The following is a 14179-nucleotide window of genomic DNA, read 5'->3' as shown; positions in this document are numbered from 1 at the left end:
GTCTCCTCACAACGCCTGGGCCTGTCGGCCATGGCTTCTATGGCATCTGTGGCTTCTCGCCTGCGAATCCGGCTTCGAGTTCGTCGATCTGGTGCTGTGCGAGGTCGAGGAGGTGGAAGTCGGACGGGGTGTGTCCGCCTGCCGTGGGGTCGGCGGTGTGGTCCGCGAGGCCGGCCAGCATGTCCAGCCAGGCCCTGCCGAGCCGGTCGGCGTCGGCTTCCTCCAGCAGCCGGCTCGCCCAGCTCAGGGTGATCGTCAGTGCGGGTCCTTCGGCGGTGTCCCGGACCACGGCGCCGGCGTCCAGTGCGTGGGTGGCGGGCATGTCCGGGTCGACCGAGCCGCCGATCGCGGTGTCGCCGGCCATCTCCCACGGGCCGGGCGGGCCCGCGGCGCGGCCTCCGCCGGCGGCGAACCGGCCCAGGTAGTTGAAGCCGATCTGTGCCGCCGGTGCGGCCTCGAACCCGGCGCGTGTCGCGGAGTTGAGGTGGCGCAGCAGTTCGTGGCCGAGTCCGTCGCCGGGCACCGCCCGCGCCTGCTCCTTGACGGCCTTCACCAACGTACCGGCAGCCGGGCCACCGGCCCTAGCGCCGTCCAGGTCGACGCCGGTCACGTCGAGCCTGACCGGCCGCACGCTGGTGAACCAGCCCACCGTCCGCAACAGGTCGACGCCGCCCAGGGGTTGGCGCCCGTGGCTCTCGATGTCGACCAGGAGCCCGTCGGCGGCACCGGGCCGTGAGCGTGCGACCGCCCCGGCGAGGGCTGCGAGCAGCACGTCGTCGACGCCGCAGTGGAAGGCGGTCGGGGTGCGGCCCACGAGGATGGCGGCGTGCTCGGGCGGCACGGTCCAGGAGCGGTGGCGCAGGGTGCGGACGGTGTCGGTCGTAGGCTCCAACTCGCGTGTTGCGACGCCCTGTTGTTCCTTGCCCAGGAGGGCGAGCCACTCGTCGGCCTCGGCGACGCGTGCCGCGTCGACCGCTTGGGCGGCCAGCAGCTCCGCCCAGCGCCGGAACGAGGTTCCGACGGGTTCGAGGTGGGGCGTCCGCCCCGCGGCCGCGGCTTCGCACGCTGCCCTCAGGTCGGGGACGAGGACGCGCCACGACACACCGTCGACGACGAGGTGGTGCACGACGAGGACGAGGCGTCCGGTGCGGTCGGGTCCGGCGTCGACCCACACGGCGCGGGCCATGGTGCCCGCGGCGGGGTCGAGTTGCTGCGCTGCTTCTCGGGCTGCTTGGGCGGCGACGGTGTCGAGGGACGGGGTGGGGGGCGGGGTGGGGGGTGTGCCGCCGCTGGGTGATGGCGCGTCCGTCGCGTCGACGCGTGAGGCGAGAGCGTTGGCGTCGACGTGTGAGACGAGGGCGTTCGCGTCGACGCGCGAGATGAGGCCCTTCGCATCGACCGAGCCCTGTTCGCCGACGACGAGCCTGGGCTCCCCGGGGACCGTGCGGGCGCGCAGCATGTCGTGGGTGTCGAGGAGGGCGGCGAGGCCCGTGGTCAGGGTGTCGAGGCCCAGTCCGGCCGGGGCGCCGACGACCACCCATTGTGCGAAGCCGGGGCTCGTGGCCCGTTCGCCCAGCGCGTGCATCACGGGGGTCCAGGGCACCTCGCCGACGCCGATGTCGTCGGGCGCCGTCTCCGGTTCCGCGGTCTCCGCGACCTGCGCGAGACGTTCCGGGGTCTTCTCCTCGAACACCTGGCGTGACGTCAGCACGAGTCCGGCCCCGCGCGCCCGCGACGCGAGCTGCATCGACATGATCGAGTCGCCGCCCAGCTCGAAGAAGCCGTCGTCTACGCCGACCCGCTCCAGGCCGAGCACCTCGGCGAACAGCTCGCACAGGGCTCGCTCGGTCGCCGTGCGTGGCGCGCGTCCCGTGACCCGTTCGGCGAAGTCGGGCGCGGGGAGGGCCGCCCGGTCCACCTTCCCGTTGGGGGTCAGCGGCAGCCGCTCCAGCGGGACGAACGCCGTCGGCACCATGTACTGGGGCAGCCGGTCGCGTACGTACGCGGCGAGGCCCGGAGGCTCTGCGGCGCCGGGGAACGTGCCGTCGGCGACGCCCGTGGTGACGTAGGCGATGAGACGGGGCGCGTCCTCGGAGCGGTCGCGGCGCGCGACGACCACGGCCTGCGCCACGTCCGGGTGCGCGGCGAGCACGGCCTCGACCTCACCCGGCTCGATGCGGTGGCCCCGGATCTTGATCTGGTCGTCGGCGCGCCCCACGAAGAGCAGCTCTCCGTCGTCGGTCCAGCGGGCCACGTCACCGGTGCGGTACATCCGCTCCCCCGCCCCGAACGGGCAGGCAACGAAGCGCTGCGCGGACAGTCCCGGACGTGCCAGGTAACCGCGGGCGAGCCCCGCTCCGGCCACGTACAGCTCACCGGTGACACCGGGTGGCACGGGCAGCAGGTAGTCGTCCAGGACGAACACCTGCGTGTTCGCCATCGGGCGGCCCAGGGGAACGACGTCGCGTCCCGGCGTCAGCGGCTCGCTCATCGCGGCGCACACCGTCGTTTCGGTCGGCCCGTACGCGTTGACCATGCGCCGCCCGGACGACCACCGGTCGACCAGGCCGGGCGGGCAGGCCTCACCCGCCACCACGAGGGTTTCGAGGCTGTCCGGCAGGGCGTCCTCGGCCGCCAGGACGCTCGGTGGCACGGTCACATGGGTCGCGCCCGACGCGCGCAGGGCGGCGTCCAGCGACACCCTCGGCGGCAGTTCGTCCGGCGCGGCGAGGATCAGCGTGCCGCCCGAGAGCAGCGCCATGCACAGCTCGGAGACGGCCGCGTCGAAGCTGAGCGAGGCGAACTGCAGGACGCGCGAGTCCGCCCGTACGCCGAAGCGGTCGATCTGGGCCCGCGCGAGGTTGTGCAGGCCCGCGTGGGTGACGGTGACGCCTTTGGGGGTGCCGGTGGAACCCGAGGTGTAGATGACGTACGCGGCATGCGCGGCCGACAGCACCCCCAGCCGCTCCCCGTCCCCCAACGGACCCGGCGCACACCGCCCGATCTCCGCAGCCGTCTCCGGATCGTCCACCACCACGACCCGACCCGCGAACCCCTCCGGCACCACACCCCGCGACCCGACCGTGCACACCACCACCGCCGGACCCACATCACCCAGCACAAACCCCACCCGCTCCACCGGATAACCCGCATCCACCGGAACGAACACACCCCCCGCCAACGACACCCCCAGCAACGCCACCACCAAAGACACCGACCGCTCACCCACCACGGCCACCCGCACCTCAGGCCCCACACCCAACCCCACCAAGAACCGAGCCAACCGACCCGCCCCAGCCCCCAACTCCGCATAAGTCAGCCGCTCCTCACCCGACACCAACGCCACCGCACCCGGCGACACCCCCACCCGCCGACCGAACAGCTCAGGAAGCGGTGCCCCGATGACCGTCGACTCCGTGGCGTTCCACGCGTGTACGACCGTCTCGCGCACGTCGGCGTCCGCCACGTCCAACTGCCCCACGGGGGCCTGTGGGTCGGCAACCAGTTGATCGAGGAGCCGTATGAGTGACGCGATCATCTGCTCGGCGCGGGCGCGGTCGCATACGTCCGGCCGGTGCACGAAGTCGCCCTGCATGGGCGTGCCCGGCGACACGACGAAGGTCAGCGGGTAGTGGCCCATGTCCTGCGGCGCGCCCGCGGGGCGGATCGTGAGGGCGGTGGGCGCGGAGTCTCCGGAGGGCGGGTGGGGGTAGTTCTCGTAGACCACGAGCGTGTCGAACTCCGCTCCGGGCCCGGCGAGTCGACGGATCTCCGACAGGCCCATGTGCTGATGGGCCATCAGTGCGACCTGTCGTTCCTGGAGTTCCGCCAGCATGTCGGCCGCGGGCTGCCGGGCGTCGAGTCGTACGCGCACCGGCAACGTGTTGATGAAGAGGCCGATCGCCGACTCCGCACCCGGCAGATCGGTGGGCCGCCCCGCCACAGTGGCGCCGAACACCACGTCGGCGCGCCCGGCGAGACGGGCGAGCAGGAGCGCCCACGCTCCCTGGACCAGCGTGTTCACGGTCAGACCGCGGTCGCGGGCCAGCGCGGCGACACCTCGTGACAGCTCCTCGGGGAACGCGAACCGCACCCGCTCAGGCACGACCGGCACGCGCACCGAGTCCGCGGGCACGACGAGGGTCGGCCCGTCCAGACCGGCGAGTTCGGCGCGCCATGCCTGCCGTGCCACGTCGGCGTCCTGATGGCTGAGCCAGGCGAGGTACTCGCGGTAGGACGTCGCCGCCGGGAGGTCCCGTTCGTCGCCGCCCGTCGCCAGTGCCTCGTACACGGCGGTCAGGTCGCCGATGAGGACGGGCAGGGACCAGCCGTCCATGATGAGGTGGTGGCTGGTGATCACCAGGTGGTGCCGGTGCTCGGATAGCCGGATCAGGAGCAGCCGCAGCAGCGGGGGCTTGGTGACGTCGATCCGTTGCGCCCGCTCGCGCTCGGCGAGCCGCTCGGTCTCGGCGAGGGCTTCGGCCGGGGCCAGTCCGGTCAAGTCCGCTTCGTTCCAGGGGAGTTCCACGTCGGCGCCCACGATCTGTACCGCCTCGCCCGATGTGAGGCGGTGGAAGCCGGCGCGGAGGGTCGGGTGCCGGCGCAGCAACGCCTGCCATGCGGCGCGCAGCCGGGCGGCGTCCAGCGGGCCTTCGAGTTCCAGGGCACGCTGGCCTTCGTAGACGTCGGGGCCGCTCTCGTCGTACGTGGCGTGGAAGAGCATGCCCTCCTGCAACGGTGACAGCGGCCATACGTCAGCTGGGGCGGGTACCGCGGTCTCCAGCTCCTCCACGTCGGCCTGCGTCAGGGCGGCGCCGAGGAGGGGGAAGTCGGCCGGGGTGTGGCCGCCCGCGGTGGCCTCGGTGACGGTGTGCCCGGCGAGTCCTCCCAGCATGGCCGCCCAGGTGCTGCCGAGCCGGTCGGCCTCCGCGTCCGGCAACAGTTCGCCCGCCCAGCTCAGAGTGAGCGTCAGCTCCGGGCCCTCGGGGGTGTCGCGCACCGCGGCTCCTGCTTCCAGGGCGTGGTGGAGCGGCATGTCCGGCGGGACGGTGCCGCCGATGGCGGTGTCGCCGGTGAGCTGCCAGGCGACGGCGGGGCCGGATGAACCTATGGCCGTTCCAAATGTGCGTACGGCCGTCGCGAACCGGCCCATGTAGTTGAAGCCGATCTCGGGAGCGGGCCGGGCGCGGAGAACGGGCGCGGTCTCCGCGTTGAGATGGCGCAGGAGCTCGTAACCGAGCCCGTCGCCTGGGACCGCGCGCAGCTGCTCCTTGACCGACTTGAGCAGCTTGCCCGCCGCGGGGCCGCCGTCGAGGACTTGCGCGAGGTCGATCCCGGACGCACTCGTCCGCACCGGGTGCGCGCTCGTGAACCAGCCGACCGTGCGGGAGAGATCCACGCCGTGACCCTCGACCGGCTCACGACCGTGCCCTTCCACGTCGATCAGAAGCCCTGCGGCCGTCTCCGGCTTCCAGTGCGCGACCGCACCGGCCAGAGCCGCGAGCAGGACGTCGTCGACACCGCAGTGGAACGCGGCCGGTGTCCTGCCGAGCAGTGCCTCGGCCTGGTCGCCCGGCACCAGCCAGGAGCTTCGGCGCAGGGTGCGGGCGGTGTCGACGGCCGGGTCCAACTCCCTGTGTGTCAGCGGCTGTACGTCGTCGCCCAGCAGCGTCAGCCAGTCCTGAAGCTCCGCGACACGGTGCTCGCCGGTGGCCTCCGCGGCCAGCAGTTCCGACCAGCGGCGGAACGACGTGCCGACGGGGTCCACGGTCGGCTCGCGCCCTTCGGCCGCCGCCTCGCACGCGGCCCGCAGGTCCGGGACCAGCACGCGCCAGGACACCCCGTCGACCACCAAGTGGTGTGCGACAAGGATGAGTTGACCGGGGCGATCGGATCCGGCGTCCGCCCAGACGGCCCGCACCATGGCGCCGCGGGCGGGGTCGAGGCGGTCCGCGGCCTCGCGGGCCAGCTCGCCCGGATCGGCTGCGCCGTCCGATGCGTCCACGCGGTCGATCAGACTCCCCGCGTCGACCGACCCCGCGTCGTCGACGATCAGCTTCGCCTCGCCCGGAACCGTACGGGCCCGCAGCATGTCGTGCCGGTCCAGTACCGCGCCCAGGCCCGCCGCAAGGACATCCGGGCGCAGGTCCGCCGGGGTGCTCAGCACCACCCACTGCGCGAAGTGCGCACTGGTGACGCGTTCGCCCAGCGCCCGCATGACCGGCGTCCACGGCAGCTCACCGACCCCGACGTCAACGATCTCCTCGATCTCGCGCCCCGCCGACTCCGCGACCAGTGCCAGCCGCTCCGCGGTCTTCTCCTCGAACACCTGGCGGGGCGTGAGGACCACGCCTGCCTGACGTGCGCGGGAAGCCAGCTGCATGGAGCTGATCGAGTCGCCGCCCAGCTCGAAGAACCCGTCCTCGACGCCGACCCGCTCCAGCCCCAGCACCTCGGCGAACAGCGCGCAAAGAACGCGCTCCGTCTCCGTACGCGGCTCACGGCCTGTGGTCCGCGCGGCGAAGTCCGGCGCGGGAAGCGCGGACCGGTCCACCTTTCCGTTGACCGTCAACGGCAGCTCGTCCAGGACCACGACGGCCGCGGGCACCATGTACTCCGGCAGCGCTCCGGCCACGTACGCACGCAGCGACTCGGCATCCACCTCACGCCCGCCGTCCGGCACGACGTACCCGACGAGCCGCTTCTCGCCGCCCGGCACGTCCTGGCGGGCCACCGCGACGGCCTGCGCGACCGACTCGTGCCCGGTCAGCACCGACTCCAGCTCGCCGAGCTCCACCCGGTACCCGCGCACCTTCACCTGTTGGTCCGCACGTCCGACGAACAGCAACTCGCCGCCCGCCGTCCACCGCACCAGGTCACCCGTGCGGTACATCCGCCGTCCGACCCCGGCCCCGTCGTCGCCGAAGGGGCACGCCACGAACCGCTCGGCCGACAGGCCCGGCCGGTGCAGGTACCCGCGCGCCAGACCAGGCCCCATGACGTACAGCTCGCCCACGGTCTCCGGCCCGACCGGTTTCAGGAAGTCGTCGAGCACGTACGTCCGGGTGTTGATCAGCGGACGGCCGACCGGTACGGGGCCGTCGCCCTGTCCTTGCCCGTTCACGAGGCTCAGTGGCTCGCTCATGGCCGCGCAGACGGTCACCTCGGTGGGTCCGTAGGCGTTGACGAGACGGCGGTCCGACCATCGCCGCGCCAGCCGGGGCGGGCACTCCTCGCCCGCCACCACCAGCGTCTCCACGGTGTCGGGCAGCTCGTCCACGGTCCCCAGGACGGACGGCGGCACCGTCATGTGCGTGATGCCGAACTCGTCGGCGATCTCCTCCAGCGAGCCGTGCGGCGGCAGCCGGTCGCCGTCGACCACGACGAGCGCCGCGCCGGAGAGCAGGGCCATGCACATCTCGGAGACCGCGGCGTCGAAGCTCCAGGAGGCCAGTTGGAGGACGCGCGATTCGGGGCGTACGGCGAAGCGTTCGATCTGGCCGGTGGCGAGGTTGCCGATGCCGCCGTGCGTGACGACGACGCCTTTGGGCGTGCCCGTCGAACCGGAGGTGTAGATGACGTACGCGGGGTCCGACACGTGGCAGGCGGCGGGCGTGCAGCCGGGGCCGCCCGGCCGGGACGAACGCCTCGCCAGGCGGGACACCGTCCCGGTGACCGATCCAGCGGCTGTGTCCAACGCGTGGGCGTCGAACACCCAGCACCCCTCCCCCGCGGGCGCCACCCGTACCACCGGCTCCGTCGCGGTCGTGCACACCACGAGCGCGGGAGCCGCGTCGGCGAGGACGTGCGCGATCCGCTCGGCCGGATGCGCCGGATCGACCGGCACGAACGCCGCTCCGGCCCGCACCACGCCCAGCAGCACCGCGACCACGTCCACGGAGCGTTCCATGACGACGCCGACCAGGTCGCCCCCGCGCACCCCGCGCGCCAGCAGGCCGTGTGCCACGCGGTCGGCGGCACGGGCGAGTTCCGCGTACGTCCACCGCAGGTCCTCCCCGATCACGGCCGGCGCGTCGGGGGTGCGGCGTGCCTGCGCGTCGAACAGTTCCCCGAGCGTTCCGGTCGCGACCGGCCGGTCCGTGTCGTTCCACCGTTCGACGACCGCGGTGCGTTCCGCCGTTCCGAGTACGTCGATGTCGCCGACCCGCAGCGTCGGGTCGGCCGCGATCTGTTCGAGGACGCGCGTCAGCTGCCGTCCCACCTGGAGGGCGCGCTGCCCGTCGAACACGTCGGGCCGGTACGTCACGCGGACCTCGACGCGGTCGTCGGGGACGACTCCGATGGCCAGGGGGTAGTGCGTGCCCGCCTGGCTGCTGAGCTGGGTGAGCGTGACCGGGGTGGCGGAACCGGAGAGCCGGGAGGTGTTCCGCGGGTAGTTCTCGACCATCAGCATCGTGTCGAATACGGCGCCGGGTCCGCCGAGCGCCTGGATCTCGGCGAGGCCGGTGTGCTGATGGGGCATCAGAGCGGCCTGCCGGTCCTGCAGTTGCGCGAGGAGCGTCAGAACCGGCTCGCGCGCGTCAAGCCGTACGCGCACCGGCAGGGTGTTGATGAACAGACCGATCATCGACTCGGCGCCGGGGACCTCCGGTGGCCGTCCCGCCACGGTCGTGCCGAACACGACGTCCGTGCGCCGGGCGAGGCGTGCGAGGACCAGTGCCCAGGCTCCCTGGACGAAGGTGTTGACGGTCAGCCCGTGCGAGCGGGCCAGTGCGGTGATGGCTCGCGTGGCCCTGCCGGACAGCCGCACGGAGCGTTCCTCGGACAGGACGAGGCCGCCGGGGAGGTCCGCGGGTGCCACGAGGGTCGGCTCGTCGGCTCCGGCCAGCTCCGCACGCCAGGCGTCCCTCGCAGCCTCCTTGCCCTGCCGGTTCAGCCAGGCGAGGTAGTCCCCGTACGAGGCCGACGTGGCCGGTGCGGGGGTGGCGCCGTCCGCCGCGTAGATCGCGGAGACCTCGTTGAGCATGAGGGGCGTCGACCAGCCGTCGGCCACGATGTGGTGGCTGGTGACGACGAGCCGGTGCTGTTCCGCGCCGAGGCGGATGAGCAGGAGGCGCAGGAGCGGGGCGGCCGTCAGGTCGAGCCGTTCCGCCGCCTCGTTCTCGGCACGACGGTCGGCTTCGGCGAGCGCCTCGTCGGGGTCGAGGCCCGACAAGTCGACCTCGGTCCACGGCAGTTGTACGTTCCGGGCCACGACCTGCACGGCCTCGCCGGAGCCGAGTCGCTGGAAACTGGCGCGCAACGCGTCGTGCCGCGCGACCAGCGTCTCCCAGGCGGCCCGTAGGCGCTGGGCGTCCAGCGGCCCGTCGACGGCGAGCACGCGCTGGCTCTGGTAGGCGTCCGGCCCCTCCGCGTCATAGGTGGCGTGGAAGAGCATGCCTTCCTGCAACGGTGACAGCGGCCATACGTCGGCCGGCTCCCGTACCGCCGCCTCCACCCTGTCGACGTCGCCCTGCGTGAGCGCGGCGGCGCCGAGCAGCGGGAAGTCGGACGGGGTGTGCCCGCCCGCGTCGGCGTCGGCCGTCACGTGGGCGGCGAGGCCGCCCAGCATGGCCGCCCAGGTGCTGCCGAGCCGCTCCGCGTCGTCCTGCGCCAGCACACCGTCGGGCCAGCTCAGCCGGAGCTCCAGCTCGGGTCCGTCGGGCGTGTCCCGGACGGTGACGTTCGCTTCCAGGGCGTGGTGGAGCGGCATGTCCGGCGGGACGGTGCCGCCGATGGCGGTGTCGCCGGTGAGCTGCCAGGCGACGGCGGGGCCGGATGTACCTATGGCCGTTCCGGATGTGCGTACGGCCGTCGCGAACCGGCCCATGTAGTTGAAGCCGATCTCGGGAGCGGGCCGGGCGCGGAGGACGGCTGCGGTCTCCGCGTTGAGATGGCGCAGGAGCTCGTAACCGAGCCCGTCACCGCCCGGAACCGCCCGCAGCTGCTCCTTGACCGACTTGAGCAGCGCGCCCGCCGCGCGGCCGCCGTCGAGGACTTGCGCGAGGTCGATCCCCGACGTACTCGTCCGCACCGGGTGCGCGCTCGTGAACCAGCCGACCGTGCGGGAGAGATCCACGCCGTGACCCTCGACCGGCTCACGACCGTGCCCTTCCACGTCGATCAGAAGCCCCGCCGCCGTCTCCGGCTTCCAGTGCGCGACCGCACCGGCCAGAGCCGCGAGCAGGACGTCGTCGACACCGCAGTGGAACGCGGTCGGCGTCCGGCCGAGCAGCACCTCCGCCTGCTTCGACGGCACCACCCAGGCCTGCTGACGCAAGGTGGCCACCGTATCGACGTCGTCCTGCAACGCCCGTTCGCCGAGCGACTGTTGTGGCGCGTCGAGCGGCTGTCGCGGTTCGTGGAGCAGGTCCAGCCAGCCGTCGAGCTCCGCGACCCGCCGCTCCCCGGTGGCCTCCGCCGCCAGCACCTCCGACCAGCGACGGAACGACGTGCCCACCGGATCAATCTCCGGCACACGCCCCTCGGCCGCCGCCTCGCACGCCGCCCGCAGATCCGGGACCAGCACGCGCCACGACACTCCGTCCACCACCAAGTGGTGGACGACGAGGGCGAGTTGTCCGGCCCGCTCGGGCCCTGCGTCCGCCCAGACCGCCCGCACCATCTCCCCGCGCGCCGGATCGAGCCGCCCGGCAGCCTCGCGGGCCAGCTCGCCCACATCGGCAGCGCCACCCGCCACGCCCGACACGTCCGACACATCCGACACGTCCACGCGCTCGATCAGAGTCCCGGCGTCGACCGACCCCGGCTCGTCGACGATCAGCTGCAACTCGCCCGGCACCGCACGGGCCCGGAGCATGTCGTGCCGGTCCAGTACCGCGCCCAGGCCCGCCGCCAGGACATCCGGGCGCAGGTCCGCCGGGGTGCCGACCACCACCCACTGCGCGAACCCCGGCCACGCCGCCCGCTCACCCAGGGCCCGCATGACCGGCGTCCACGGCACCACGCCGGTACCGACATCGGCGACCTGCGCGGCCTCGCGCCCCACCGCCTCCGCGACCAGCGCAAGCCGCTCCACGGTCTTCTCCTCGAACACCTGCCGGGGCGTGACGACGAGCCCCGCACGGCGCGCCCGCGAAGCCAGCTGCATGGAGCTGATGGAGTCGCCGCCCAGCTCGAAGAACCCGTCCTCGACGCCGACCCGCTCCAACGCCAGCACCTCGGCGAACACCGCGCACAACACACGCTCGACGTCGGTACGTGGCTCACGCCCCGTGACTCGCCCGGCGAAGTCCGGCGCGGGCAGCGCGGCCCGGTCCACCTTCCCGTTCACGGTCAAGGGCAGCGCATCGAGCACCACAACGGCCGCCGGGGCCATGTACTCCGGCAGCGCTCCGGCCACGTACGCACGCAGCGATTCGGCATCCACCTCGCACTCGCCGTCCGGCACGACGTACCCGACGAGCCGCTTCTCACCGCCCGACACGTCCTGGCGGGCCACCACCACCGCCTGCCCGACCCCCTCGTGCCCGGCCAGCACCGCCTCGACCTCACCCAGCTCCACCCGGAACCCACGGACCTTCACCTGCTCGTCCGCACGCCCCACGAACAGCAACTCACCGCCCGCCGACCAGCGCACCAAGTCACCCGTGCGATACATCCGCCGCCCGACCCCGACCCCGACCCCGTCACCACCGAACGGACACGCCACGAACCGCTCGGCCGACAACCCAGGCCGCCCCAAGTAGCCGCGCGCCAGACCGGATCCGGCGAGATAGAGCTCGCCCGTCGTTCCGGGCGGGACGGGGCGGAGGAAGGCGTCCAGGACGTACGCGTGGCGGTTGGACAGCGGACGGCCGATCGGGAGGGCGTCGCCCATCGACGTACCCGGCGACAGAAGGTGTGTCGTCGCGCAGAGGGTGATCTCCGTGGGCCCGTACAAATGCCGTACCGCCACCCCAGGACAAGCCTCCCGCACCCGCGCCACCGCACCCGCAGGCACCACATCCCCACCCGTCAACACCTCACGCAGACCGGCGAAACACCCCGGCGACTCCTCCGCCAACACCCGGAACATCCCCGCCGTCACATGCACCGCCGACACACCACCACCCACAGCCGACCGGACACGCCCCGCATCCACCACACCCGAACCCGCCACCACCACCCGGCCACCCGCCACCAACGGCACCCACACCTCGAACAACGACACATCAAACGCATGCGGCGCATGCATCAACACCGCATCACCAGCACCCACCGACCAACCCGAATCCCCCACCAGACCCGCCACCGCACCATGCGAAACCACCACACCCTTCGGCACCCCCGACGACCCCGACGTGTACATCACATACGCCACATCACCCCCACCCACCCGCGCCACGGGCCCATCCGCACGACAGGCATCGACAGCCGCACGCACGCCCGGGGCGTCCAACACCACCCTCAGGCCCGCGTAATCCGCGGGAAGCAAGTCACGGTGCGCCTCGGTACACACGACCGCCGCCGGATCCGAATCCGCAAGCAGAAACGCCACCCGCTCCGCCGGATACTCCACATCCACCGGCACGAACGCCGCCCCCACCCGCCACACCCCGAGCAACACCACGACCAGATCCACCGACCGCTCCATCACCACCGCGACCCGGTCGCCACGGCGCACGCCGATTCGCGTCAGGTGCTGGGCGAGGCGTGCGGAACCGGCCTCCAACTCCGCGTATGAAAGCGTCCGTTCGTCGTCCGTCACTGCCGCCGCGTCCGGCGTGCGGTGCGTCTGCCGGGCGATCAGTTCGGGCACAGAACGGTTCGTGACCGGCCGCCGGGTCGCGTTCCACTCCTCGACGACGAGGGACCGTTCGGCGTCTCCGGCCACGTCGATCCGGCCCACCGGTACCGAGGGGTCTGCCACCACCTGTTCGAGGACCCGCGACAGCCGGTCGACGACCGACCGGGCGTCCGCGCGGTCGTACAGGTCGGGGCGGTGGTCGAGCTTGAAGCCCATGCGGTTGCCCTCGGGGGCGACGACCAGCGTGAGCGGGTAGTGCGCCGCTTCCTCGCCGCCGAGGAAGCGGATGGCGAAGGTGTCGGGGGCGGGCTGCCGCTCCGGGGGGCGCGGGTAGTTCTCGTACACGATGATCGTGTCGAAGACCGATCCGGGACCGGCGAGCCGCTGGATCTCGGGCAGTCCGAGGTGCTGGTGGGCCATGAGAGCGGCCTGTCGCCGCTGCAGGGCGGCGAGCATCTCCGACACCGGTTGCGCGCCGTCGAGTCGTACGCGGACCGGGAGCGTGTTGATGAACAGGCCGATCATCGACTCCACGCCCGGCAGTTCGGCCGGGCGGCCCGCCGCCGTCGCGCCGAACACGACGTCCGTGCGCCCGGCGAGGCGGGCAAGGACCAGTGCCCATGCTCCCTGGATCACCGTGTTCACCGTGATGCCGTGGTTGCGGGCCACCCGCGTGAGGCCCGCGGTCAGCTCCTCGGATATGTAGGTGATCAGGCTGTCCGGGGTCACGGGTGTCCGGCCCGGGTCGGCCGGTGCCACGAGGGTCGGCTCGTCGGCCCCTGCCAGCTCCGCCCGCCAGGCGTCCCGCGCCGCCGCCTTGTCCTGGCGGTTCAGCCAGGCCAGGTACTCGCGGTAGGACGTCACGCGGGGCAGGCCCCGGGTGTGGCCGCCGTACGCGTACACGGCGGGCAGTTCGTTGAACAGCACCGCCATGGACCAGCCGTCCATGACGACGTGGTGGCTGGTGACGACAAGACGGTGCCGTTCGTCGCCGAGCCGGATCAGGAGCAGCCGCAGCAAGGGCGCGACTGCCGGGTCGAAACGCCGCGCACGTTCGCCCGCGGCCAGCCGATCGGTCTCGGCGAGGGCGTCGTCCTCCGCGAGGCCGGAGAGGTCGACCAGCCGCCAGGGCAGTTCCGCCTCACGCGCGATGACCTGCACGGACTCGCCGGACTTGCGGCCCCGGAAGCTTGCCCGCAGCGCGCCGTGCCTGGCAAGCAGCGCTTCCCACGTCCTGTGCAGCCGGTCCACGTCCAGGGGGCCGACCAGTTCCAGCATCCGCTGTCCTTGGTAGACGTCCGGTCCCTGGTCGTCGAAGGCCGCGTGGAACAGGAGCCCTTCCTGCAACGGCGACAGTGGCCAGACGTCCTCGACTACGGAGCGGGTCATCGTCTCTGTCTCCTCACAGCGGCAACGGCGAGATGTGTGGGC

General features: G+C 72.6%; 1 protein-coding gene. It reads right to left on the bottom strand.

Going from position 1 to position 14179, the window contains the following annotated elements; all coding sequences use genetic code 11:
- Positions 1 to 37: 37 nt before the first annotated feature.
- Positions 38 to 14137, bottom strand: coding sequence for a non-ribosomal peptide synthetase (locus NOO62_RS35915; RefSeq protein WP_268774970.1), 14100 nt, complete (start codon positions 14135 to 14137; stop codon positions 38 to 40).
- Positions 14138 to 14179: the final 42 nt, after the last annotated feature.

The organism is Streptomyces sp. Je 1-369, from assembly GCF_026810505.1.
Classification (GTDB): Bacteria; Actinomycetota; Actinomycetes; order Streptomycetales; family Streptomycetaceae; genus Streptomyces.
Note: the sequence above shows the minus strand (reverse complement) of the source record. Positions and strands in the feature narration are given on the sequence as shown.